The 23219-nt window shown below is 69.0% G+C and carries 23 protein-coding genes; 11 read left to right on the top strand and 12 right to left on the bottom strand.

Annotated elements, in window-relative coordinates; all coding sequences use genetic code 11:
- The first annotated feature begins 266 nt into the window (after window positions 1–266).
- Complete coding sequence (locus tag ATM97_RS32505; protein ID WP_218722035.1) at window positions 267–1136, top strand: 3-hydroxybutyryl-CoA dehydrogenase; 870 nt, start codon at window positions 267–269, stop codon at window positions 1134–1136.
- Between the two features lie 225 nt (window positions 1137–1361).
- Window positions 1362–3692 (top strand): 5-methyltetrahydropteroyltriglutamate--homocysteine S-methyltransferase, encoded by a 2331-nt coding sequence (gene metE, locus ATM97_RS32500; RefSeq protein ID WP_218722034.1) that lies wholly within the window; start codon window positions 1362–1364, stop codon window positions 3690–3692.
- 43 nt (window positions 3693–3735) lie between these two features.
- Here metE and ATM97_RS32495 read toward each other — a convergent pair whose 3' ends face one another.
- On the bottom strand, window positions 3736–4275 hold the full coding sequence (locus ATM97_RS32495; protein ID WP_218722033.1) for a TetR/AcrR family transcriptional regulator: 540 nt from the start codon (window positions 4273–4275) through the stop codon (window positions 3736–3738).
- A 96-nt stretch (window positions 4276–4371) separates the two neighbouring features.
- On the opposite strand from ATM97_RS32495, the gene ATM97_RS32490 reads away from it, so the two are divergent.
- The 3 genes from ATM97_RS32490 to ATM97_RS32480 are packed head-to-tail and all read left to right on the top strand — an operon-like array spanning window position 4372 to window position 6684.
- A complete protein-coding gene (locus ATM97_RS32490) occupies window positions 4372–5649 on the top strand; it encodes a hypothetical protein (protein WP_218722032.1) in 1278 nt (425 codons plus the stop codon).
- 40 nt (window positions 5650–5689) lie between these two features.
- On the top strand, window positions 5690–6109 hold the full coding sequence (locus ATM97_RS32485) for a VOC family protein (protein WP_218722031.1): 420 nt from the start codon (window positions 5690–5692) through the stop codon (window positions 6107–6109).
- Complete coding sequence (locus ATM97_RS32480) at window positions 6109–6684, top strand: TetR/AcrR family transcriptional regulator (protein ID WP_218722030.1); 576 nt, start codon at window positions 6109–6111, stop codon at window positions 6682–6684. The genes ATM97_RS32485 and ATM97_RS32480 overlap by 1 nt, the downstream gene beginning before the upstream one ends.
- Here ATM97_RS32480 and ATM97_RS32475 read toward each other — a convergent pair.
- Genes ATM97_RS32475 through ATM97_RS32465 form a run of 3 tightly spaced genes read right to left on the bottom strand, consistent with a single transcriptional unit; the run spans window position 6674 to window position 9721 of the window.
- Window positions 6674–7405, bottom strand: coding sequence for a ZIP family metal transporter (locus ATM97_RS32475; protein ID WP_218722029.1), 732 nt, complete (start codon window positions 7403–7405; stop codon window positions 6674–6676). The two genes, ATM97_RS32480 and ATM97_RS32475, sit on opposite strands and share 11 nt — an antisense overlap.
- Window positions 7406–7411: 6 nt before the next feature.
- On the bottom strand, window positions 7412–8617 hold the full coding sequence (locus ATM97_RS32470; RefSeq protein ID WP_218722028.1) for an AI-2E family transporter: 1206 nt from the start codon (window positions 8615–8617) through the stop codon (window positions 7412–7414).
- A 51-nt stretch (window positions 8618–8668) separates the two neighbouring features.
- Window positions 8669–9721 carry an NAD(P)-dependent alcohol dehydrogenase gene (locus ATM97_RS32465; RefSeq protein ID WP_218722027.1) on the bottom strand — a complete coding sequence of 351 codons (1053 nt, stop codon included), beginning with the start codon at window positions 9719–9721 and terminating at the stop codon, window positions 8669–8671.
- A 116-nt stretch (window positions 9722–9837) separates the two neighbouring features.
- Between ATM97_RS32465 and ATM97_RS32460 the strand changes: the two genes are divergently transcribed.
- Window positions 9838–10923, top strand: a complete 1086-nt coding sequence (locus ATM97_RS32460; protein ID WP_308248707.1) for a trypsin-like peptidase domain-containing protein — start codon at window positions 9838–9840, stop codon at window positions 10921–10923.
- A 46-nt stretch (window positions 10924–10969) separates the two neighbouring features.
- Here ATM97_RS32460 and ATM97_RS32455 read toward each other — a convergent pair whose 3' ends face one another.
- The 8 genes from ATM97_RS32455 to ATM97_RS32420 all read right to left on the bottom strand — a co-directional run bounded on the left by ATM97_RS32455 (window position 10970) and on the right by ATM97_RS32420 (window position 18911).
- Window positions 10970–11536: a vitamin K epoxide reductase family protein gene (locus tag ATM97_RS32455; RefSeq protein WP_218722026.1), complete on the bottom strand. Its 567-nt coding sequence runs from the start codon at window positions 11534–11536 to the stop codon at window positions 10970–10972.
- On the bottom strand, window positions 11533–12291 hold the full coding sequence (locus ATM97_RS32450; RefSeq protein WP_218722025.1) for a thioredoxin domain-containing protein: 759 nt from the start codon (window positions 12289–12291) through the stop codon (window positions 11533–11535). Before ATM97_RS32450 ends, ATM97_RS32455 begins: the two co-directional genes overlap by 4 nt.
- 73 nt (window positions 12292–12364) lie before the next feature.
- Window positions 12365–13210, bottom strand: coding sequence for a PPK2 family polyphosphate kinase (locus tag ATM97_RS32445; RefSeq protein WP_218722024.1), 846 nt, complete (start codon window positions 13208–13210; stop codon window positions 12365–12367).
- A 15-nt stretch (window positions 13211–13225) separates the two neighbouring features.
- Window positions 13226–14683, bottom strand: coding sequence for a sodium:alanine symporter family protein (locus ATM97_RS32440; protein ID WP_218722023.1), 1458 nt, complete (start codon window positions 14681–14683; stop codon window positions 13226–13228).
- Between the two features lie 76 nt (window positions 14684–14759).
- Window positions 14760–15392: a class I SAM-dependent methyltransferase gene (locus tag ATM97_RS32435; RefSeq protein WP_218722022.1), complete on the bottom strand. Its 633-nt coding sequence runs from the start codon at window positions 15390–15392 to the stop codon at window positions 14760–14762.
- Window positions 15389–16648 (bottom strand): trans-acting enoyl reductase family protein, encoded by a 1260-nt coding sequence (locus ATM97_RS32430; RefSeq protein WP_218722021.1) that lies wholly within the window; start codon window positions 16646–16648, stop codon window positions 15389–15391. Before ATM97_RS32430 ends, ATM97_RS32435 begins: the two co-directional genes overlap by 4 nt.
- Complete coding sequence (locus tag ATM97_RS32425; RefSeq protein ID WP_218722020.1) at window positions 16645–18063, bottom strand: AarF/ABC1/UbiB kinase family protein; 1419 nt, start codon at window positions 18061–18063, stop codon at window positions 16645–16647. Before ATM97_RS32425 ends, ATM97_RS32430 begins: the two co-directional genes overlap by 4 nt.
- Before the next feature lie 161 nt (window positions 18064–18224).
- Window positions 18225–18911: a TetR/AcrR family transcriptional regulator gene (locus ATM97_RS32420; RefSeq protein ID WP_308248706.1), complete on the bottom strand. Its 687-nt coding sequence runs from the start codon at window positions 18909–18911 to the stop codon at window positions 18225–18227.
- Window positions 18912–19177: 266 nt separating this feature from the next.
- Here ATM97_RS32420 and ATM97_RS32415 point away from each other — a divergent pair, with 266 nt between their 5' ends.
- The 5 genes from ATM97_RS32415 (at window position 19178) to ATM97_RS32395 (ending at window position 23213) form a co-directional block, all read left to right on the top strand.
- Complete coding sequence (locus tag ATM97_RS32415) at window positions 19178–20509, top strand: DUF445 domain-containing protein (protein WP_218722018.1); 1332 nt, start codon at window positions 19178–19180, stop codon at window positions 20507–20509.
- Between the two features lie 94 nt (window positions 20510–20603).
- Window positions 20604–21050: a helix-turn-helix domain-containing protein gene (locus ATM97_RS32410; protein WP_071932013.1), complete on the top strand. Its 447-nt coding sequence runs from the start codon at window positions 20604–20606 to the stop codon at window positions 21048–21050.
- Complete coding sequence (locus ATM97_RS32405; protein ID WP_305082669.1) at window positions 21050–21703, top strand: heparin-binding hemagglutinin; 654 nt, start codon at window positions 21050–21052, stop codon at window positions 21701–21703. The genes ATM97_RS32410 and ATM97_RS32405 overlap by 1 nt, the downstream gene beginning before the upstream one ends.
- 73 nt (window positions 21704–21776) lie before the next feature.
- Complete coding sequence (locus ATM97_RS32400; RefSeq protein WP_218722203.1) at window positions 21777–22070, top strand: DUF2516 family protein; 294 nt, start codon at window positions 21777–21779, stop codon at window positions 22068–22070.
- Window positions 22071–22160: 90 nt separating this feature from the next.
- Window positions 22161–23213 (top strand): alpha/beta fold hydrolase, encoded by a 1053-nt coding sequence (locus ATM97_RS32395; protein ID WP_255588736.1) that lies wholly within the window; start codon window positions 22161–22163, stop codon window positions 23211–23213.
- Window positions 23214–23219 lie beyond the last annotated feature (6 nt).

The following is a 23219-nucleotide window of genomic DNA, read 5'->3' as shown; positions in this document are numbered from 1 at the left end:
GAGGTCGCCCTACCGGGCGGCTTTGAGTAGCAACGCATTTCCTCTACTCCGGTAGGGGTGTACGCCCTCTCCTGTCGATCAGCCCCGACAGGGGAGGGCATCCCTATACTTTGGGTACTTCGGGTCGCAGACCCCCATGGTTTCGGCCCGTCCCCGGCTCTGGACTGACCGGAGGGCGCGACGAAGGAGTGCCCGTAGGGAGGGAAGAGCCGGGGCTTAGGGCCGAAACCCCGCGGCGCCAGCCGCCAAAATTACAGGAGCGGGACGTGAGCAGCGAGAAGATTCAGCGCGTCGGCATCATCGGCGCCGGACAGATGGGCGCGGGCATCGCGGAAGTGTGCGCACGCGCGCACGTCGACGTCCTCGTCTACGAGACCAGTCGCGAACTCGCCGCCGCGGGCCGCGCTCGGATCCTGCGCTCGCTGGACCGTGGCGTGAGCAGCGGCAAGATCACCGAGCGGGAGCGCGAGCAGGCGGCCTGGCGGCTGCGCTTCACCTCCGATCTCGGCGACTTCGCCGACCGTCAGCTGGTCGTGGAGGCCGTTGTCGAGAACGAAGAGGTCAAGACGGCCATCTTCAGCGAGCTGGACAAGGTCGTCACCGACCCCGACGCCGTGCTCGCCTCCAACACCTCCTCCATCCCGATCATGAAGATCGCGGTCGCCACGGCGAACCCCGAGCGCGTGGTCGGCCTGCACTTCTTCAACCCGGTCCCCGTGCTGCCGCTGGTCGAGCTGGTCACCACCCTCAAGACCAGCGAGCCGGTCGCCAAGCGCGCCGAGCAGTTCGCCGCCGACATCCTGGGCAAGCAGGTCGTCCGCTCGGCCGACCGCTCCGGCTTCGTCGTCAACGCGCTGCTGGTGCCGTACCTGCTCTCGGCCATCCGGATGGTCGAGTCGGGCTTCGCCACCAAGGAAGACGTCGACAAGGCGATGGTGCTCGGCTGTGCCCACCCCATGGGCCCGCTGGCGCTGACCGACCTCGTCGGCCTCGACACCGTGAAATCGATCGCGGACTCGATGTACGCCGAGTTCAAGGAGCCGCTGTACTCGGCTCCGCCGCTGCTGATGCGGATGGTCGAGGCGGGCCTGCTGGGCAAGAAGACCGGCGCCGGCTTCTACCAGTACGGCAAGTAGGGGTTTGCTCCCCGGAGGCCACCGTCATCACCGACTACGCGATGACGGTGGCCTTCGGTCATTTCGGGGGTGTTTGCAGGGGGAACAGCGAAGGCCCGCGCGCGCGGCCTAAGCTGCTGTTGCCGGACGCGTCAGCGTGGCCCGGCGATATGTCGAGCGCAGCAATGCGCGGGTCCGGCGTCGTCCGGGTGCCGGCGCAGGTGATCGAAAGGGAGTATCCCGGTCATGGTCAACGTCACCGATGGATTCGGGTCGAGCGTTCTCGGATATCCGAGGATCGGTCCGCACCGCGAGCTCAAGCGTGCGCTCGAGTCGTATTGGCGCGGATCGCTGGAGCGCGAGGAACTGCTCGCCGTAGGCCGGGACATCCAGGAGCGCCAGTTCAACGAGCTGGCCGCGACCGGGCTGACCCAGGTGCCCGGCAACACCTTCTCCTTCTACGACCACATCCTGGACAACGCGCTGCTCTTCGGCGCCGTGCCGTCGCGGTTCAAGGAGCACCAGGAGGGCATGCACCCCCTGGACTTCTACTTCCTGATGGCGCGCGGCAACCCGGACCTGCCGCCGCTGGAGCTGGTGCGCTTCTTCGGCACCAACTACCACTACCGCCAGCCCGAACTCGACGCCGACACCACGTTCTCGCTGCATCCGGAGGCCCTGCTCGACGAGTGGGACCGGGCGATCGCGCGCGGGATCGAACTGCGCCCGGTCGTGCTCGGCCCGGTGTCGCTGCTGCTGCTGTCGAAGGCGGGCCACGTGCCCGGCGAGGCCGAGTTCGACACGCTGAGCCTGCTCGACAAGCTGCTGCCGTTCTACGAGGAACTGTTCGAGATCCTCGCCAAGCGCGGCTCGACCTGTGTGCAGCTCGACGAGCCCTGCTTCACCGGCGAGCGATCGGCCGCCGAACTGGCCGCCTTCGACAAGGCCTACCAGCGGCTGGCCAAGGCGCCGCTGCGCCCGCGCATCCTGGTCACCGGCCAGTACGGCGATTTCGGTGAGGCGCTGCGCATCCTGGCCGCGAGCAATGTCGAGGCGATCGGCCTGGACCTGTCGTCCTATCGGATGACGCCGGAGGAACTGGCCGCGATCCCGGGGATCAAGCGCAAGCGTCTCTACGCCGGTGTCATCAGCGGCACCAACGTCTGGCGTGCCGACCGTTTCGTCACGTTGAGCTACCTGAACTCGATCGCCGAGGTCTGCCCCGACCTGGTCGTGTCCACCGGCACCACGCTGCTGCACGTGCCCTACGACGTGCTCGCCGAGTACGACATCGACGGCAACGTGGCCGACCGGCTCGCCTTCGCCAAGCAGAAGGTGGGCGAGGTGGTCTCGCTGGCCAAGGCGCTCACCGAGGGGCCCTCGGACAACTGGCGCAAGCGCCCGACCGAGGTGCACTTCAAGCAGAAGCACGCCGTGCGCCAGCGCGTGTACGCGGTGACCCCGGAGATGCGCGAGCGCGAGCCGTACATCGAGCGCCGCGCCGCCCAGCAGGAGCGGCTGAACCTGCCGGTGGTGCCCGCGACCACGCTCGGCTCGTTCCCGCAGAGCGTCAGACTGCGCCAGGCCCGCCACGAGGTGGCCCAGGGCCGGCTGTCCGAGCAGGACTACCGCAAGCAGGTCGAGGCCGAGATCGAGGCGACGATCCGGCTGCAGGAGGACATCGGCCTCGATGTCTTCGTGCACGGTGAGCACGAGCGCAACGACATGATCCAGTTCTTCGCCGAGCAGCTGGACGGCTTCGCCACCACCCGCTTCGGGTGGGTGCAGGTGTACGGCTCGCGTTGTGTGCGCCCGCCGATCATCTACGGCGATGTCTCGCGGCCCGCGCCGATGTCGGTCGACTGGACCACCTACGCCCAGTCGCTGACCGACAAGCCGGTCAAGGGCATGGTCACCGGTCCGGTGACCATGCTGGCCCGCTCGTTCGTGCGCCAGGACCAGCCGCTCTACGAGACCGCCGACCAGGTGGCGCTGGCCATCCGCGACGAGGTGGTGGACCTGGAGAAGGCGGGCATCGCGATCATCCAGGTCGACGAGCCCGCCATCCGTGAGCTGCTGCCGCCGCGTCCGCAGGGGCGCGAGGAGTACCTGCGCTGGGCGGTCGGCGCCTTCAAGCTGGCCACCTCCGGTGTGCGGGCCGACACCCAGATCCACACCCACATCGGCTACTCCGGGCGCACCGAGGTGGTCGACGCGATCGAGCAGCTCGACGCCGACGTCACCGCGATCGTGGCGACCCGCTCGATCGAATGGGTGATGCAGGCGCTCACCGAGGATGTCGCCACCGGCCACGGCCTCAGCCACGGCGTCGGCCCCGGTGTGTACGAGAGCCGCTCGGCCCGCATCCCCGATATCGACGAGCTCGATGAACTGCTCACCCAGGCCGCCGAAGCGGTGACCCCGCAACGACTCTGGGCCAACCCGGACGGCGGCCTGAAGACCCGCCACTACTGGCAGCTCGAGCCCTCGCTGCGAAACATGGTCGCCGCCGCGCGCCGCGTGCGCCGCCGGGCACTGGCCGCCGAGGCGGCCGAAGCCGCGACCGCGGCCGAATAGCTCGAAGGGACAACGGGCGCACCGGTATCCGGTGCGCCCGTTGTCATGTCCGGGGGAGCAGGGCCCGGACCCCTGCGGTGAGCTGGGTGGGGGTGGGGGCGTGCTCGGGGTCGATCAGCCATTGCAGCAGCAGGCCGCCGATCATCGTCTGTAGGACGGCGCCGAGATCGCGGTCGTCGCCGAAGGCCTCGGACAGACCGCTGCGGGCCAGTTCCTGGGCGGCGCCGAGTTCGGCGCGGAGTTCGGGGGAGTGCAGCGCCTGATTGAGGCATTCGGCGTTGGCCTGCCAGAGCGCGCGGTCCTCGCCGAACGAGGTGATCAGGCGCTGCCAGAAGTCCTCGAGGCGGGCGGTGGGGTCGGTCGGGTCCGCGGCGGGCAGCGAGTCCAGGATGTGCTGCACCGCGGTGGCGCTGGACTCCAGCATCGCCTGTTGCAGCAGCTTGTCGCGGGTGCCGAAGTGATAGTTGATGGCCGCCAGGTTGGTGCCGGAGGCGGCGACGATGTCGCGCACGGTGGTGCGGGCGTAGCCGCGTTCGGCGAGGCAGCGCTTGGCGGCGTCGAGCAGATCTTCTCGGGTTCCCACCCGCGCACGATAGCAAGGACCGCATACGCCTGTTTGTGACATCGGTTTCAAACAAACGTCAGTGACAAGTGTTTGAAACAGTTGTATGTTGGCGTCATGACCGCTCAGCGCCCGATTTCCCCGCTCGAATCCACCTACTTCGGCACCGACACCGCCCTCGGCAACGTGCCGACCGCCGGAATGCCGCTGTTCCTCGCCAGCACCGTCTACGGCTCGCTCGACCTCGCAATCCTCCGACGGGTGCTCGACGAACTGGCCGCCGCGCACCCGCTGCTGCGCAGCCGGGTGGTGGGCGATCGCTTCGTCCGCGACGACGAGTTCCGCCCGCGCCTCGATGTCGTCGAGGGTGGCGACGCCGAGTACCTCGCACTGATCAACGCGCCGCAGGACTGGCGCGACGGGCTGTTCCGCGCCTGCCTGCTGCGCGCGGGCGCGCGGCAGCAGATCGTGCTCGTCGTCCATCACGGCATCTCCGACGGTCGCTCGGGGTTCGCGCTGCTGGATCGGCTGTGGCGGCACTACACCGCGCACGTGACCGGAGACGCTGTGCCGCAGCCTGATCCGGATCAGCGGCTGCCCGAGGCGATGGACACCCGCCTGGCCGAGGTGGTGACGGCGGCCGAAGCGGACTCGTGGCTGGACGACTTGCGGGCGGGCGCGATGACGATGAGCCCCGGCGACGCCCCGCGCGTGCTGCCCCGCGACGGTGACGGGACCGGTGCCGACCCGCTCGGCCGGTTCGCCATGCAGCGCATCGAATTGTCCGCCGAGGCGACCGCCGACCTGGTGGCAGTGGCACGCGCGCAGGGGATTTCGGTCAACAGTGTCGTCAGCGGCGCGGCGCTGGCCGCCGTTCGCAGCCGGTTTCCCGAGCCGGGCGCGCTGCCGCTGTTCTTCGGCTACGCGGCTGATGTGCGCGGTGCGGTCCACCCGCCGGTGCCGGTCGAGACGATGGTCAACTACGCGTCGGGCTCCGGAATTCTGGTGCGTGCCACCGGTGACGCCGGTCCGCTCGAGCTGGCCCGGATGGTCGAATCCGGCTTACGCGCCGGGCTGGAACGCCGCGAGCCCGCCCGCTTCCCGCTCGCGGTCCAGCGGGTCGCCGACGAGTTCACCGCCGGCCTGCTGTCGTCCCCGCCGACGCTGGCCATCTCCAATATCGGCCGCCTGCGGCCACATTCGTTCCCCGACGACCTCGCCTTCCTGCGTGACGACGTCTTCGCCATGGGCCCGGCCATGCCGCCGAAGCTCACCGTCTTCACGATCGCCGGCCGACTCACCCTCCAGCTCGAATACGACACCGCCCACTACAGCCGTTCTCGCATGGACAAGCTGCGCCTCACCCTCGCCGAGCTGCTGCACGACCTGCACTGACGACCTGGCTTCGTTACGGTACGTACTGTACTGTTTTGGCATGGACCCGACGACCTGGCCGGACTCCCTGCGCGTCGCGCAGGTCCGGATCGCCCGCCCGACGGACCGTCTCGACGAGGTGGTGCGCTTCTACGTCGACGGGCTGGGCCTGCGTGAGCTGTACCGATTCGACAACCACGCCGGCTACGACGGAGTGATGCTCGGCCTGCCCGGCACCGACTACCACCTCGAATTCACCACCCACGTCGACGGCAGTCCCGGCACGGCGCCGAGCGCCGAGAACCTGCTGGTGCTCTACTTCGACGGCGAGTCCGCCATGTTCGACGCGGTGCGCAGGCTCGGCGAGTTCGGCGCGCAGCCGGTCCCCGCCGAGAACCCGTACTGGGCGGCCAACGGCGGCATGGCCTTTCCCGATCCGGACGGATGGACCGTCATGCTCGTGCCGCGGCCGGTGTTCTGATGCCGGGACGCGCGCGCGAGGACCGCATCGACGCCGCGGTGCTCGCCGCGACCCGGGAAGTGCTCGCCGACGGGGGTTATGCCGAAATGTCCATCGGCGAGGTGGCGACCAGGTCGGGGGTCCATCGGCCCGCGATCTACCGGCGCTGGCCGTCCAAGCGGCATCTGGTCGTCGCGGTGGTCGCCGAGATGCTGGGCGTGCGGCCGACACCCGATACCGGCGACCTGCGCGCGGATCTCACCGTGGCGCTGCGTGAGCTGGTCGCCGCGCTGCGCGACACCTGCCTCGACCGGGTACTGCCCGCGCTGGTCGCCGACCTCGCCAACGATCCCGACCTGCGCGCGCACTTCCTGGCGACGGTCTTCGAACCGCGCCGGGCGAGCACCGCGACCGCCCTGCGCACGGCGATGGCGCGCGGTGCGGTCGATCCGGGCGTGGACCTGGACTTCGTGCGGGACGCGGTAGCCGCGCCGATCTACTTTCGCGCGCTCTTCGGACACCTGCCCCTCGACGACGCGCTGGTCGATGCGTCGGTGGACGCGGTCGTGCGCCTGGTGCGCCCGGTCAGTGACTGATCGCGGCGACGCCGAACATCGCGGCCACGCCGGTGACGGTGCTCAGCAGGGTCAGCCGGGACGGGTGCTCGGCGTGCGCCTCGGGCAGGATGTCGGCGGTGGCCAGGTAGAGCAGGAAACCGGCGAAGTAGCCGAGGTACAGGCCGATCCACTGCTCGGGGACATGGATGAGGGTGCCGAGGATCGCGCCGATCACGGGGGCGACGGCGTCGAGCCCGAGCAGGGTCAGCGCCCGTTTGCGGGCGTTGCCGTACAGCGTGGGGATGGTGAAAGTGTTGAAGCCGTCGGCGAAGTCGTGGCAGATCACCGCGATCGCCACCGACATGCCGACGGTGGCGCCCGCCTGGTAGCCGAGGCCGATGCCGAAACCGTCCAGGGTGCTGTGGAAGATCAGGCCCGCCGCGGCGAGCAGCCCGACCGACTCGAATCCGTGGTGGTGCGAACCGAATTCGCCTTCGTGACCGGTATGGATCGCGACCGCGCGCTCGAGGATGTGGATGCTGAGGAACCCCACCACCGCCGCGATCAGCACCACCGGCACGCCGTACACCTCGCCCGAGGACTGCTCGAGCGCCTCGGGGATCAGATCGAAGGCGACCAGCCCGAGCATGACGCCGGCGGCCAGCCCGAGCACCAGATGCTTGCGGTCGCCGATCCGCATGGCGACGAAGCCACCGAACAGCGTCGACAGCATCGACACCAGGGACAGCAGTATCGCCATGACGGCCTACTCCTCGCTCTGCTCGGCGGGTTCCGGCTGCTTGGACTTGCGCTTCTTCTTCGTCGGTGGCGGGGTGTCGGCGTCCTCGGTGACCTCGTAGCGCCGCACATAGGCCCCCGCGAAACCCTGTAGCGTCGCCGTCACCGGGATGGCCAGCAGCGCGCCCGTCGGGCCGAGCAGGGCTGCGCCCGCGATCACCGCGCCGAAGGCCACCGCCGGATGCATGTCCAGGGTGGTCGCCGTGATCCGCGGCTGCAGCACGTAGTTCTCGAACTGCTGGTAGCCGACGATGAACAGCAGGATCCACAGCGCGGTGATCGGATCGTGCACCAGCGCGACCAGCACCGGCAGCGCGCCGGCCAGGTAGGTGCCGACGGTCGGGATGAACTGCGAGACCACGCCGACCCACAGCGCCAGCGCGAACGCCGACGGCACGTCGAGCACCCGCAGCGCGACGTAGTGGGCGACCGCCGAGCACAGCGCCAGCAGCGCGCGCGAATAGATGTAGCCGCCGGTCTTCTCGACCGCGATGTCCCATGCCCGCAGCACGTGCTTCTGCTGCTTGGGCGGCAGCAGCGAGCACACCCAGGTGCGGAAGCGCGGGCCGTCGGCGGCGAAGTAGAAGGTGAACAGCAAGACGCCGAGCAGTTGGAAGATCGCGCCGATCGCGACCGTGCCGATGCCCCAGACGTTTCCGGCCAGACCGACCAGATAGCCCTCGATCGTCGAGCTCCACTCCGAGGCGTACTTGGTCAGGTCGTCGCCGGAAAGATCCTGGTGGAACGTCGAATTGAACCAGTCGACGAGGTCCTGGACATAGTCGGGCGCGTTGCCGACCAGCATCGTCACCTGACTGATCAGCAGCGCGCCCAGCGTCCACACGAACGCGACGATCACCAGCAGCAGCACGCCGAACACCGCACCGGTGCCCGCGCCGCGCCGAACACCGCGGGCGGCAAGCCAATTCACCGCGGGCTCGATCGCGAACGCCAGGAACAGCGAGACCAGCAGCACGGTCAGCAGGCCCTGCAACTTACCGAGGATCCAGAACGCCGCGATCAGCCCGGCGACGGCCAGCATGGCATACAGCAGGGACCGGGGCAGCCAGCGCGGCGGCGTGCGGACCGTCCAGAACGCGGGCAGCGCCGGGCCGGTCGCCGGCGCCTGCGCCGGTGCGGCGGGGCCAGAGGTCGATTCGTCGTCGGCAGCCACCCGGTCACGGTACCGAGGACGCGCCGATTTCCGCGCGCTGGCGCGCGGGGCTCAGATGGTCGCGGTATCGATGACGAAGCGGTACTGCACGTCGCTGGCGACGACCCGCTCGTAGGCGGAATCGATCTCGTCGGCCGAGATCAGTTCGATCTCCGCGCCGATGCCGTGCGCGGCGCAGAAGTTCAGCATCTCCTGGGTCTGGGCGACGCCGCCGATCATCGAACCCGCCAGCGAGCGGCGGAACGCGGCCAGGTTGCGGCCGGTGACGCTCATCGGCTGATCCGGCAGACCCAGGATGACCAGGGTGCCGTCGAGCGCGAGCAGGCGCAGGTAGTGGTCGATCGGCAGGTTCGCCGAGACGGTGTTGATGATCAGGTCGAACGTGCCGCGCAGCTGGCGGAAGGTCTCCCGGTCGCTGGTGGCGTAGTAGTGGTCCGCGCCCATCCGCAGGCCGTCGTCGCGCTTGCGCAGCGACTGGCTCAGCACCGTCACCTCGGCGCCGAGCGCCGCGGCGATCTTCACGCCGACGTGCCCGAGGCCGCCCATGCCGATGATCGCGACTTTCTTGCCCGGCCCGGCGTTCCAGTGCCGCAGCGGCGAGTACAGGGTGATGCCCGCGCACAGCAGCGGCGCGGCGACGTCGAGGCCGATGCCCTCGGGAATGGCGACCACGAAGCTCTCGCCGACCACGATCTGGGTCGCGTAGCCGCCCATCGTGTAGCCGCCGGGCTGCACGGACTCCGGGACGGGGGTGTTGTAGGTCCAGGTGGCGCCGTTGGTGCAGTACTGCTCCTCACCGGCCAGACACGGCACGCACTTGCCGCAGGAGTTCACCAGGCAGCCGACGCCCACCCGGTCGCCCACCTTGTACTTGCGCACCGCGGAGCCGGTGGCCGCGACGATGCCGGCGATCTCGTGGCCGGGCACGCACGGGTACTTGCTGCCGCCCCACTCGTCGCGGGCGGTGTGGATGTCGGAGTGGCAGATGCCCGCGTACTTGATGTCGATCAGGACGTCGTCGGGGCCGAGTTCCCGGCGCTCGATCGTGACCTTCTCGAAGGACCCGTCGGGGGCGGGGATGGCGTAGGCGGCTGCGGTGCTCATGAGGACATGCCTACCGCCGCATGCGTCGTTTGCCAACCGGCGCGGCCGGATCGATACCGGACATCCGCGTATCCGGGTCACAATGGAGGAGTCGGCTCGCGAGAGAGGACAGGCTCGTGCACGCTGTCGGACGGGTGTTCGCGACGGTGGTCGTCGCGCTGATCGGCGTGTGCGCCTTCCTGGGATATCGCGGTGACCTGGTACTTCCCTGGAAGCCGCACGCGCAGGAGTACGTCGCGGTCGCCCAAGCGCCGCCGCAGGCGCCGCTGGATCCGGTGGTGGTCGCGGCCCGGGTACAGCCCGTGCTGGTGAATATCTCCGTCGACGCCGCGATGTTCGGGACCAGCGCCGCCGGTTCGGGGATCGTGCTCACTCCGGACGGACAGATCCTGACCAGCCACCACGTGATCAAGGGGGCCGAGGCGGTCTCGGTGACCGATATCGGCAACGGGCTGGTCTACGAGGCCACCGTGCTCGGTTACGACTCGACCGCCGATATCGCGCTGTTGTCGCTGGCGGGGGCGTCCGGTTTGCCGACGGCCCGGCTCGGGTCCTCGGCCGAGCTGCGGATCCGTCAGGACGTGCTGGCCATCGGCGACGCGGGCGGTGACGGCGGCGAACCGACCTCGGTCGCCGGGCCGATCACCGACCTGGACGCGAGCATCGTCGCGATGAACTCCGCCGACCTGACCCGCAAGTCGCTGCGCGGGATGGTGCAGATCGCCGCGCCCGTCGTGGGCGGGCAGTCCGGCGGCGCGCTGGCCGACAGCTCGGGCGCGATTGTCGGGGTGATCACCGCGGCTTCCGGCGAGCGCCCCGGCTCCGATCGGCCCAAGCAGGCCAACGGCTACGCGGTGCCCATCGATACCGCCATGGGGGTCGTCGCCCAGATCCGCTCCGGCACCCCGACCGAGACCGTCCACATCGGCCCCACCGCCACCCTCGGCGTCCAGGTCGTCGACGCGAAACCGGCGGGCGCCCAGGTCAACTGGGCCTTCTACGGCCAGCCCGCCCGCGCCGCGGGCATCACCACCGGCGACATCATCACCGCCGTGGACGGCCGCCCGATCACCACCGCCCGCGCCCTCAGCGCCGCCATCAACACCCGCAAACCCGCCGACCGCATCCGCCTCGACCTCACCGCCCCCGACGGCACCACCCGCGCGATCGACGTGGTCCTCGCCGAAGGCACCCCGAACTAGACCAGCGGTTACCGCCGCTCTCCGGGGTCTCGCCGGGACGTCGGGCTCACACCAGGCTCAGCCAGTAGTCCTGGAACTTCAGGAAGACGAGGAGCAGGACGACGGCGTAGAAGACGACGACCAGGGTCCAGCGCCATTCGGCGAGGATGGCCATGATGCCGCGGGAGCGGCCCCAGGTCTCCTGGGTCGTGACGGCGAACAGCAGGGGAGTGACCGCCCAGACGACCATGCAGTACGGGCACAGGGCGTTGATGCGGTAGAGGCTCTGGAAGATGAGCCAGCAGATGGCGGCGACGCCGAGGACGGTGCCGAGCCACAGGCCGCCCCAGATCCAGCGGGGGAAGCCGACGCCGACGACGGCGAGGACGCCGAGGGTCACCACCACCGAGAAACCGACGATGCCGAACAGCGGGTTCGGGAAACCGAAGACCGCGGCCTGATCGGTCTTCATGATCGACCCGCACGAGAGCACCGAGTTGATGCTGCACGAGGTGACGTAATTCGGGTCGACGAACAGTTTGAAGCGTTCGACGGTCAGCGTGAACGACGCCAGCCACCCCGCCAGCCCGGCGATCAGCAGCAGCCACGCCGAGCGGGCGGGGGCGGTGATCACTTGGCCGCGTCGGCGATCACGGACGCCAGGCCGTTCTCGGTGAAGATGGCGTCGGACTGGTTGAGCTCGCCGTTGATGAACACCGACGGCGTCGACTTCACGCCACTGCTCAGGGTCTGCTGGGTGACCTGGGTGATGTAGTCGTTGTACGGCTTGTCGTTGATGCAGGTGGCCACCGCGGGATCGGTGTAGCCGGCCTCGGTCGCGATCTGGACCAGCTGCTCGTTGCTCAGACCCGCGGTGCCCTCGGCGGGCTGCTTGGCGAACATGGTCTGCAGCCAGCCCTGGTATTTGCTCGGGTCCGACTTCGCCACGCAGAACGAGGCGTTGGCCGCGCGCGAGGAGTACTGGGTCGAGGACGCGCGATCGAGGAAGGAGATGATCTGGTACTCGATCACGGCGGTGCCGTTGGCGGCGGCCTCGGCCAGCGCCTCACCGTTGGCGGCCTCGAACTGCTTGCAGGCCGGGCACTGCAGGTCGGCGACGACGCGGACCTTCACCTTGGCGTCCGGATTGCCGATGCGGACCGCGCCGGACTCGGTCACCGAGCCACCGGTCGCGGGCAGCTGGGCCGCGGACGTGGCGGTGTTCTCGGAATCGGAGCCCGACTTCTTGACGGCGATGCCGATGCCGATCGCCGCGACCAGGGCCACCAGGACGGCGGCGACGCCGACCTGGATCGCGATCTTGCGCTTCCTGTCGGCTGCTTCGGCCGCCGCCAGCGGATTCTGCTTGCCCGTGCTCACCGTTGTCACACGCCTTTCGTTCGTGGTCTCCCCACCGGGGACATCATGCGGGCCGAACCTGAGAGTTTCTTCAACGATCCGGTCAGGACTCCTCGAGCCTGCGCAGCTGCTCGGCGACATCGAAATCGGCGGGCGGCCAGTCCAGGTCCAGTCCGGTCAGCGCGTCGATCAACAACTCGGTCACCGCCAGGCGCGCGTACCACTTGTGGTCCGCGGGCAGCACGTACCACGGCGCGTAGTCGGTGTTGGTGCGTTCCAGAATGGTCTGATAGGCCTTCTGGTAGTCGGGCCAGAAGCCGCGCTCGGTGATGTCGGCGGGGTTGAACTTCCAGTACTTGTCGGGGCGCTCGAGCCGCTCGCGCAGTCGGCGTTTCTGTTCGTCGAGGGAGACGAACATGGCGACCTTCACGATCGTGGTGCCGGTGTCGGCCACCTCACGTTCGAAGGCGTTGATCAGGTCGTAGCGCTGTTCCCATTCCGACTGCGGCACGAGCTCGTGCACTCGCACGACCAGCACGTCCTCGTAGTGCGAGCGGTCGAACACGCCGATCTGGCCGTGCGCGGGCAGGCGCTTGCGGATGCGCCAGAGGAAATCGTGCTGCTTCTCCTCCTCGGTCGGGACGCCGAAGGACGCGTGGTCGACCCCCTGCGGATCGACCGAACCGATCACGTGGCGCACGATGCCGCCCTTGCCCGCGGTGTCCATGCCCTGCAATACCAGCAACACACTGTGCTTACCGCCCGTGCGACCGTGCGCGAACAGCTTCTCCTGCAGATCCGACAGCACGATGCCACGCTCGGTCAGCAGCGTCTTGCCGCGCTGCTTGTCACCGATGAACCCCGGCGTCGCCGAGGTGTCGAGATCGATGATCCGCTGGCCGTCGGCCCGCAACGCGGTGGTGACGGGTTCGGCCCAGTGTTTCGCCATTTCCCATGCCTACCACTACTGCGCGCGATCGACCGGCAAGCTCGACGCAATCGTTGCCTGCCAGCATGCGACGCCGGCCGGGTCGGCGATCTCGGGCCGGTGCACGTATACCGGATCGGCGCCCGCGGCCTGCTGCGCGCGGTAGTCGGCCAGCAGCCGGAACGCGACGACGCCGAGCGGGATGATCGCGGCCAGGTTGACCAGCGCCATCACGCCCATGAACACATCGGCCAGGTTCCAGATCAGGCTCACCGAGCCGAGCGCCCCGCCGAACACGGCCACCAGCACCGCCACCCGGAAGGCCGTGAGCACCTCCGGCCGGTCGGTGATGAACTCGATATTGGCCCGGCCGTAGTAGAAGTTGCCGATCATCGAGCTGAACGCGAGCAGGAACACCACCGCGGTCAGCACGTGTCCGGCCCAGCCGCCGAGGCTGGTCTGCAGCGCGCTCTGAGTGAGGTCGGCGCTGCGCCGCTCCGACAGGTCGGGGTCGCTGGTCAGGATGATGAACGCGGTGATCGAGCAGATCAGCAGGGTGTCGAAGTAGACGCCCAGCGACTGCACGAGCCCTTGCTTCACCGGATGCGAGACGTCGGCCGCGGCCGCCGCGTTCGGCGAGGAACCGAGACCGGCTTCGTTGGAGAACATGCCGCGCCGGATGCCCTGCGCGATCGCGACGCCGACGCCACCGCCGACCACCTCGCGCAGGCCGAACGCGCCGCCGACGATATCGGCGATCACCCGCGGCAGATCGTCGATGTTGAGCACCACCACCGCGATGCCGAGCAACAGATACACGATCGCCATGACCGGCACGAGCACCTCGGTGATGTGGCTGATCCGGCGCACTCCGCCGAAGATCACCACCCCGAGCAGGGCGATCAGCGCGAGCCCGACAGCCACGGGGAACCAGTCGCCGTCGAGGTCCGGCAATGAGGCCCTGGTGGTGGCCACGATGGTGTTGGACTGCACGGCGTTGAACACGAAACCGAAGGTCACCGTGATGATGACCGCGAAGATCATGCCCTGCCAGCGCCGCCGCAGCCCGTACTGCATGTAGTAGGCGGGGCCGCCGCGGAAGGTGCCCGGCTCGTGCTCGGGCCGCTTGTACAGCTGGGCGAGGGTGGATTCGACGAAGGCCGAGGCCGCGCCGAGGGTCGCCATCGCCCACATCCAGAACACCGCGCCCGCCCCGCCGACGCTGATCGCGGTGGCGACGCCGGCGATATTGCCGGTGCCCACCCGCGCCGCCGCCGAGATGCTGAACGCGCCGAACGCCGACACCGACTTCTTGCCGTCGGCGGCGGGCTGTCCCTTCTCGGCGACCACCCGCAGCATCTCCGGCAGCATCCGCAACTGCACCACGCCGCTGCGCGCGGTGAAGTACAGCCCGGCCGCGATCACCAGGGGGATCAGCAGCCAGTTCCAGAACACGTCGTTGCCATCGACGACGACCGAGTTCAGCGTGTCCATGCGGCGAGGCTACCGTCGGGCAACCGCGCGACCGGTCAGGCCGCGCCCGATGTCGCCCGATCCGCGTCCTGACCGGTCAGGCGGGCCGGGTGGCGTCGACGTACTGCATGAAACGGTGCACGCGCTGGTCGATTTCGACCAGCCCGGCCTCGGCGAACAGACGCGGGAAGGTGTCGCGACCGAACAGCCGCAGCCCGCTCAGACCCGCGGCCACGGTGCTGGCCCGGCCGAACAGGTTGTCCTCGCGAAAGCTGGTGGTGATCGCGATCCGGCCGCCCGGCGCGAGCACCCGGATCATCTCGCGGGTGGCCGCGATCGGATCGGGGATCAGGTACAGCGCGCCGAAACAGCAGACGGCGTCGAAGGTTCCGTCGGCGAAGGGCAGCATCCGCGCGTCACCGCGGACGTAGCCGACCCGCGGGCCCGCGTTGTCGGCGGCGGCCTTGGCCAGCATCGGCTCGGAGTAGTCCAGCCCGGTGACGAAGCCGTCACCGGCGAGGAACTCGCTCAGGTACCGGGTGAAATTGCCGGGGCCGCAGGCCAGATCGAGCACCTTCTTGCTACCGCTGAGCCGCAGCGTGTCCACGGCCTCGCGGCGATCGCTGCCGGTGGTGCGGCCGCTGGCCAGGTAGAACAGCGTGGGCCGCCACGCGTGCTCGTAGACCGCGGCCAGCGCGGGCGCGTTCATGGTCCTGCGGGCCAGGTTCACTGCCGTGCGACCTCGATCGTCATGCCCGCGCCGCGCAGCCGCTCGGTGAGCGCCTCGCCCATGGCCGAGGCGGGGGTGAGAATGCCCGCGCGCGGCGGGAGTTCGTCGAAGGCCAGGCTCAAACCGGCCTGGCCGAGCAGGACGGCGGTGGCCTGGTAGCCGGGGTCGCCGGTGCCGGAGAAGGTGGCCTGATACTTGGCGCCGGAGCTGGTGCGGGCGAAGGTCTTCATGGTGAACCAGCCGCTGAGGCGCGCCTTCTCGCTGGGCCCGGTGCCCGGCTTGGGCAGGATCCGGTCGAGCAGCTTGCGCCCGAACGAGACGCGCGAGAGCACCGCGCCCGAGGCCATGCCCGCCACGATGCCGCCCGCGATCCCGGCCGCCACCAGCGGCGCCGCCGCCGAGTTGCCCGCGTTCATGACCTCGCGGTAGCGGAACTGCTTGCCGTAAGCCCAGCCGAGCAGGCCGTTGGTGCGCCGCACGACCTTGGTGTTGTGCGAGGCCATGATGAACGTGGTGACCCAGCCGTTGAGGCTCGGGTCGATGCTGTCGGCGCGGGCCAGCGCCTGGTCGGACTGGCGGCCGACGTCGGGCTCCATCGAGCGATCGGGGCTCAGCGAGTACGGGTGCGCGAGGATCTTGCCGCGGCCGGAATCGGCGGCGATGTCCTCCATCATGGCGCGGCCGGAGTCGATGGTGCCGCCGCTCATTCCGCCCTTGAGGTAGGCGACCAGCGTGGTGTCCTCCAGCTCGCCGGTGTCGTCGGCGACGCTCGCGCGGTAGATCTCGTAGACGCTCAGATCCGACGGAATCGAGTCGTAGCCACAGGAATTCACGATCTTGGCACCGGAGTCGACGGCGACCCGCTCGAACTGCTCGATGGCGTCGTGGATGAACAGCGGCTCACCGGTGAGGTCGGCGTAATGGGTGCCCGCGGCGGCGCACGCGCCGAGCAGCGGCATGCCGTAGCGCAGGTACGGGCCGACCGTGGTCACCACGACCTTGGTTCGCTCGGCCATCGCGGCGAGCGAGGCCGGATCGGTCGAATCGGCGACGACCAGTTCCCAATTCGCCGCGGCGGGGCCGAGTTCGGCGCGCACGGCGGCGAGCTTGTCGGCCGAGCGGCCCGCCAGCGCGATCCGCGCGTCGGCGGGGGCGGCGGTGAGCAGGTATTCGGCGGTGAGTTTGCCGACGAATCCCGTCGCGCCGAACAGGATCAGGTCGAACTCGCGGTGCTGCGGCACAGGGGCGCCTTTCATCGAGTGCTCGCCTTGCGGGCGCGCGGCTTCTTCGTCGGTTTCGGCGGGTGGGTGGTGAGCCAATCACGGTGGGCCAGACCGAGTTCGGTGACCGGGGGCTCGTCGTAGAGCCATTCCCGGGCGATCAGGTGCCAGTTGTTGGTGCTGTCGAGCTGGCCGAGCATGCCGAAGGTGAGGAAGTCGGCCCGGCGGGAGAACAGGTGCTCCGGCGGCAGATTCTGCTGCTTCATGCCGGTGAACTCGCTGGCCCTGGGGTCAACGGCCAGCAGGAACGCGCCGCTGGCGAGTTCGGGGGTGATGGTCAGTTCCTCGTCGACCAGACACCATTCGGAGGCGGCGAGTACGTACTCGAGACATTCCTCGGCGCCGATCTCGTCCGGCGAATCGATCACGCCGCGCTCGATCATCAACTGCCGCAGGTCTTCCGCGCGGTCCTCGGCGGCGGCGCGCAGGCAGAGGATCTCGAAGTGCACGAGTTTGGGGTCCATGCGGTTGAACAGGCCGAAGTCGAGGAAGGCCACCCGGCCGTCGCGGGCCAGCAGCACATTGCCCGGATGCGGGTCGCCGCAGAACTCGTTGAAGGTGAACAGCGAGCCGACGTAGAAGCGGTAGATGATCTCGCCGACCCGGTCGCGTTCGGCGGCGGGCAGATTCCGGATCTCGTCGAAGCCGGTGCCCTCGATGAACTCGCTGACCAGTACGCGGGTGGTCGAGAGCTCCCGCACCGCGTCGGGCACCACGATGAACGGGTGGTCGCGGTAGAGGTGCGCGATCTCGGACTGGGTGACCGCCTCGGCCACGTAGTCGAGTTCGGCCTCCATGTTCAGTTTCAGCTCGTCGAGCACCGCCGGGGTGATCCACGGCATGGCCGAGGCCAGCACCCGGCGGAACATGGTCAGGTTCTTCAGGTCGGCGCGTACCGCGGCGTCGACGCCGGGGTACTGGACCTTCACCGCGACGGCCCTGCCGTCGGGCAGGGTGGCCCGGTAGACCTGGCCGATCGAGGCCGCCGCGATCGGCTCGGGGTCGAATTCGGCGAACACCTCGGTCAGCGGACGGCCGAAGTCCTCCTCGACGACCGCGCGCATCGCGTCGAACGAGACGGTCGGCGCGGCGTTGCGCAGCACGGCCAGCCGCTGCTGAAACCGGTCGCGATGGTCCGGCGGCACCAGATCCAGGTCGAGCACCGACATCATCTGGCCGAGCTTCATGGCCACGCCCTTCATGGTGCCCAGCACCATGACCACCTGCTCGGTGGTGCGGATCATCGACTCCTCGGCCATTCTGGCGCGCACGGCTTCCGAGCGGCCGCGCATGGACAGTCTGGTCTTCTTCGAGCGGATCACCGAGCTCGCCGCTACCGCCCCCAGCTTCGTCCCGCGGGCAAGCCGGGATGTCGGCACGTTTTTCGCCATCGAGGTACCTCCATTGGTGCCGACGCGCAGGGTGGCCGCCGACGACACGAAGCGCACGCGACCACCCGCGGTGACGCAAGCCACAGCGCCCCGCTCGGTTCAGCGTAACGAACCGGGCGGCGATGTCGAGCCCGGCTCCGGCGATCGCGAGGATCGCCCGGTCAGGAGGGCTGGACGGGAATCTCGGGCAGCTGGTGGCTCTGCGAGGTGAAGTACTCGGGCGACCCGCCCGCCCTGGCGACACCCTCGATCGCCGACCACGCCATCATCGTCAGGTAGTCGATGACGTCCTGGCGCGGCATCGCCTTCTCGGTGGTCGTCCACCAGTGCGTGGCCAGCTGGATGCCGCCGACCAGCACATACGACCACAGCATCGCGCCGTCGGTGCGCACGCCCTTGGCGCCGGCCCGGTCGACGAGCACGGCCGTGACCACCTCGGCGAAGAGCCGTTCGAACTCCGCCAGCGAGGACTTGTCGCCCGCGGAGTTGCTCATGATGAACCGGTAGACCTCGGGGTCGTCGTCGACGGTGCCGACGTACTCGGTCATCGCGGCGCGCACCAGCTGGTACTCGTCGGCGTCGAGGTTGATCGCGCCGTACACGCGCGGCAGCAGCGTGGTCTCGATGAACCGCTGCATGGTGGCGTGCACGAGGTCGTTCTTGTCGGCGAAGTAGCGGTACAGCACGGTCTTGGACACGCCGATCTCGGTGGCGATCTCGTCCATGCCCGCCTGGCTGCCGCGCGCGCGGATGGCGTTGAGCGTGCCGTCGACCAGCTCTTCGCGCCGGTCGATCTTGTGCTGTCGCCACCGCCGTTTGCGGCCGTCGACAGGACCGCCGCCGCGCACGGTGGCGGCGCGGCCCGTCTGCTCGCCGATCTCGACAAGGTCTTCGGTGGACAGAACAGCCCCCTTGTGATCGATAGTGGCGTCTCTGGTTCTACAGCTTAGGCGCGCCGGTGTGGGGTGGCGCTCGTTTGGTCGACGTTGCGGCATTTACCACACCTCGGTGCTTACCCGCGCGTAAGACGAACCGGGCGGTTTTGCGGCGTCGGGGCGGGCGCCACGCGGGTTGGCGGCGGCGCGCTCGCCGCGCGCACAGCAGAATGGGGGCTATGGAGAAAGCTCCCGGCAACACGGCGGTTCTCACGCCGCGCACCGAGCCCGCCGCGCAACCAGCGGGTTTCGCGGTCATGACCGACGAGGCCGGCAAGAAACGTGACCTCTTCAAGATGAAAGCGCTGGCCACCGGATTCCTGCTGGTGGCCAGCGCGGTGTACCTGTTCTGCCGTTGGCTCGAATCGCGCGGCTCCGGCGGCGAGTGGGTCGGCTACGTGCGGGCCGCCTCCGAGGCGGGCATGGTCGGCGCGCTGGCCGACTGGTTCGCGGTGACCGCGCTGTTCAAGCACCCGCTGGGCCTGCCGATCCCGCACACCGCGATCATCCGCAAGAAGAAGGACCAGCTCGGGTCGAGCCTGGGCGCCTTCGTGGGGACCAACTTCCTCGCGCCGGACGTGGTGTCGGCCCGGCTGGACTCCGCGCAGATCTCGCTGCGGGTCGGGCGCTGGATGGCCGATCCGGGCCACGCGGCGCGGGTGGCCCAGGAAAGCGCGACGATCCTGACCGCGGTGGTCGGCGTGCTGCGCGACGAGGACGTCGAGCAGATCATCGACAACACGATCGTCAAGCGGATCGCCGAACCGCTGTGGGGTCCGCCGCTCGGGCGGGTGCTCTCGGAGATGATCGCCGACAATCGCCAGCTGCCGCTGATCGACCTGCTGGCCGAGCGCGCGCATCAGTGGGCGCTGGGTTCGCAGGAGACGATCGATCGGATCGTGCTGCGCGACGCGCCGCAGTGGGCGCCGAAATTCGTCAACACGCTGCTGTCCGAGCGGATCTACCGGGAACTGGTCGAATTCACCTGGAAGGTGCGGTCGAATCCCGATCACGAACTCCGCAAGGCCGCCGATCGCTTCCTCCAGGATTTCGCCGACGATCTGCAGCACGACGACGCGATGATCGCCAAGGCGGAGAAGGTCAAGGCCGAGATCATGGGCCGCGAGCAGATCACCGGCATGGCCGAGGCGACCTGGCGCGCGGCCAAGCGGCTGATTCTGGAATCGGCCGACGACCCCGATTCCACGTTGCGCCGCAAGGTGGCCGAGAATGTGCAGCAGCTCGGTGAACGCTTGCGCGACGACCCGGCCATGCGCGGCAAGGTGGACGGCTGGATCGACCGCGGCGCCCGCTATCTGGTCGGTAACTACTCGGCCGAGATCACGACCCTGGTGACCGACACCGTCGCGCGCTGGGACGCCGACGAGGCGAGTCGCAAGATCGAACTGCAGGTCGGCCGGGATCTGCAGTTCATCAGGATCAACGGCACGGTCGTCGGCGCGCTGGCCGGCCTGGCCATCTACACGATCTCGCAGTTGCTGTTCCACTGAGCCGAACTGTTAGCCGAACCTGTGCTAACAGGAGTGCTTGCAATAGCTAGCACCCTGATTTAGTATTGACCGTACAACCGCCAGAAGGTGAGTGATGGCAGACCAGCCCGAGGGACGTGTAGCGCACGCGGCACAAGACATCGGAGGGTTCATCAGGTCCCAGCGCGAAGCCGCGCAGGTGTCCTTACGTCAGCTCGCCGCACTGGCGGGGGTGAGCAATCCGTACCTGAGCCAGATCGAACGCGGATTGCGTAACCCCTCCGCCGAAGTACTCGCGCAGATCGCCAAGGCGCTGCGGGTGTCCTCGGAGGTGTTGTATGTGCGGGCCGGATATCTCGAGCAGCGCCCGCACAGCCCGGTCAGGGACGCCCTGCTCGCGGACACTTCGGTGACCGAGCGGCAGAAACAGGTGTTGCTGGAAATCTATGAGTCGTTTCGCCGGGAAAACGGGGAAGAAACCGGCTCAGGGGGGATCGAACGGGACAGCGACGTTTCGTTCACGACAACTGACACTCCGCCACGCCAGGAGAACGAAGACTGATGACCGAGAAGACCGCTACCGTGACCAAGCCGCTGTTCGCCACCGTCGGTGCCGGTGACGCCATCTACACCGCCGTGAACGAGGTCGTCGCCGACGTCCGCGAGCGCGTCGCCACCACCGATGTGCAGGCCCGCGTCGACGAGGCCCGCGAGCGCATCGCCAACGTGCCCGCCGACGTGCAGGCCCAGTTCGACACCATCCGTGAGCGCATCGCCGGCCTGCCGTCGGAGCTGCCCGAGGACCTCGCCGAGCTGCGCGAGAAGTTCACCCCGGAAGAGCTGCGCAAGCTGGCCGAGCAGTACTACCGCCAGGCCCTCGACATCTACGCCGACCTCGCCGTCCGCGGTGAGGAGACCGTCGACCGCCTGCGCGCCAACCAGGCCGTCGACGAGCAGATCGGTCGCGTGGAGAGCCTGTACAAGGATGCCTCCGCCCGCGCCGAGGATGCCCTCGCCAAGGTCACCGACCTGCTGGGCCGTGGCAAGGCCGAGGCCGAGGCCGTCGCCGACGAGGTCGCGGCTGTCGTCGATGCCGAGGTCGTCGCCGTGACCACCGAGGAGCCCGCGCCGGCTCCGGCCGCCAAGGCCCCCGCCGCCAAGAAGGCGCCGGCCAAGAAGGCCCCCGCGAAGAAGGCCGCCCCCAAGAAGGCCTGACGCAGCACCGCGCACAGCGGCCCCGCACACCACTGGTGAGCGGGGCCGCTGTTCGTATGATGGGGGAGTGAACATGGTGAACGGTCTGACGTCGCTGATCCTGCTGGCCCTGTGGGTGGCGGCCTTCGGCGCGACGGTGTTCGCGCTCATCCACGCTGTGCGTCAGCGCGCGGACGCCTTCCCGGCGGTCGACAAGATGACCAAGCCGATCTGGCTGGCGATTCTCGCCGGCGCGCTGGTCTTCCTGCTGCTCGGCATCGCCGGCTTCGGCATGTTGACCTCGTTCATCGCGATCATCGCGACGGGTGTGTACCTCGCGGATGTGCGTCCCAAGGTCGACGAGGTGCAGCGCGGCCCGCGCTGGTGACGGCGCGCGCCGAATTTCCGGCGCGGATCCCTCGCGGTTCAGTGGTACGCGGTGTTACTGTATCTGGCAGTAACACAAAGGAGTGTGCCGATGCGTGCAAAGCTGCCGACGGCTCTGCTGAACCTGGTCGATTCCGCGTCCCTCGTGGTCAAGACCACCCTGGCGGCCCACCGGGCCGATCTGCGGACGCGAACCCACGGGGTCGCGGCGTTCGATCCGCCGACCGTGCCCGCGGACGTGATCCCCGTGGTCACCGCCGACGGCGCCCGGCTGCGAGTGCACGCCTACGGGCCCGTCGACGCGCCGGTCATGGTGCTGGTGCACGGCTGGACCTGCTCCATCGAGTACTGGAACGCCCAGATCAACGCCTTCGCCGGCGAGTACCGCGTGGTCGCCTACGACCAGCGCGGCCACGGTGAGAGCACCAACGGCTACGCGCGCCCCAGCACCGACCTGCTCGCCGACGACCTGTGCGATGTACTCGACGCGGTCCTGCTGCCCGGTCAGCGCGCGGTCCTGGTCGGCCACAGCATGGGCGGCATGACGCTGATCGCCTGGGCGGGCCGCTACCCCGAACGCGTCGCCGAGCAGGCCGACGCCGTGGTGCTCACCAACACCGGCGCGCACTCGCTGGTCGAGGTCTCGACCATGGTGCCCGGCCTCAACAAGCCGCTGCGGCTCCTGCGCGGCCGCCACCTGCCGACGCCGGACTGGCTCGGCAAGCTCATCCTCGGCACCCCGGTGGTCTTCCCCCCGATCAAGCCGGTGCGCTGGATCTTCGCCCGCCAGGTGATGACGCTGGACACGACGCCCGAGAAGCTGAACTACGCGCTGTCGGTGGTGCGCGGTTGCCCGATGATGACCCGTTCGCGCTACGGCCTGTTGCTCGCCGAGCTGCATCTGGGCGATGTGGCGAGCAACTTCTGCGTGCCGACCACCGTGCTGGCCGGCGATCGCGACGACATGACCCCGGCGCTGCACGCCGAGCGGCTGGCCGAGCTGCTGCGCAGATCGGGCAACCTCGCCGGGTTCAAGGTGCTGCCCACCGGCCACCTCGGCAATGTCGAGCGCTACGACCTGTTCAACGCGGAGCTGCGCGGCGTGCTCGCCGCGGTGCGCGAACCCGCACGCGCGCTGGCCTGAGCGCCT

The sequence above is a fragment of the Nocardia sp. MH4 genome (genome assembly GCF_019266065.1).
GTDB lineage: Bacteria > Actinomycetota > Actinomycetes > Mycobacteriales > Mycobacteriaceae > Nocardia > Nocardia canadensis.
The sequence above is the reverse complement of the archived record's forward strand: the minus strand, read 5'-3'. Positions and strand labels throughout refer to the sequence as shown.

What these genes read in the sequence shown, in the direction of transcription:
- ATM97_RS32480 (WP_218722030.1), top strand. Translation starts at nt 6,109, where the DNA reads ATGCCGGGACGCGCGCGCGAGGACCGCATCGACGCCGCGGTGCTCGCC.
- ATM97_RS32445 (WP_218722024.1), bottom strand. Translation starts at nt 13,210, where the DNA reads ATGGCGAAACACTGGGCCGAACCCGTCACCACCGCGTTGCGGGCCGAC.
- ATM97_RS32410 (WP_071932013.1), top strand. Translation starts at nt 20,604, where the DNA reads ATGGCAGACCAGCCCGAGGGACGTGTAGCGCACGCGGCACAAGACATC.
- ATM97_RS32440 (WP_218722023.1), bottom strand. Translation starts at nt 14,683, where the DNA reads ATGGACACGCTGAACTCGGTCGTCGTCGATGGCAACGACGTGTTCTGG.
- ATM97_RS32475 (WP_218722029.1), bottom strand. Translation starts at nt 7,405, where the DNA reads ATGGCGATACTGCTGTCCCTGGTGTCGATGCTGTCGACGCTGTTCGGT.
- ATM97_RS32425 (WP_218722020.1), bottom strand. Translation starts at nt 18,063, where the DNA reads ATGGCGAAAAACGTGCCGACATCCCGGCTTGCCCGCGGGACGAAGCTG.
- ATM97_RS32405 (WP_305082669.1), top strand. Translation starts at nt 21,050, where the DNA reads ATGACCGAGAAGACCGCTACCGTGACCAAGCCGCTGTTCGCCACCGTC.
- ATM97_RS32430 (WP_218722021.1), bottom strand. Translation starts at nt 16,648, where the DNA reads ATGAAAGGCGCCCCTGTGCCGCAGCACCGCGAGTTCGACCTGATCCTG.
- ATM97_RS32415 (WP_218722018.1), top strand. Translation starts at nt 19,178, where the DNA reads ATGGAGAAAGCTCCCGGCAACACGGCGGTTCTCACGCCGCGCACCGAG.
- ATM97_RS32465 (WP_218722027.1), bottom strand. Translation starts at nt 9,721, where the DNA reads ATGAGCACCGCAGCCGCCTACGCCATCCCCGCCCCCGACGGGTCCTTC.
- ATM97_RS32485 (WP_218722031.1), top strand. Translation starts at nt 5,690, where the DNA reads ATGGACCCGACGACCTGGCCGGACTCCCTGCGCGTCGCGCAGGTCCGG.
- ATM97_RS32400 (WP_218722203.1), top strand. Translation starts at nt 21,777, where the DNA reads ATGGTGAACGGTCTGACGTCGCTGATCCTGCTGGCCCTGTGGGTGGCG.
- metE (WP_218722034.1), top strand. Translation starts at nt 1,362, where the DNA reads ATGGTCAACGTCACCGATGGATTCGGGTCGAGCGTTCTCGGATATCCG.
- ATM97_RS32395 (WP_255588736.1), top strand. Translation starts at nt 22,161, where the DNA reads ATGCGTGCAAAGCTGCCGACGGCTCTGCTGAACCTGGTCGATTCCGCG.
- ATM97_RS32490 (WP_218722032.1), top strand. Translation starts at nt 4,372, where the DNA reads ATGACCGCTCAGCGCCCGATTTCCCCGCTCGAATCCACCTACTTCGGC.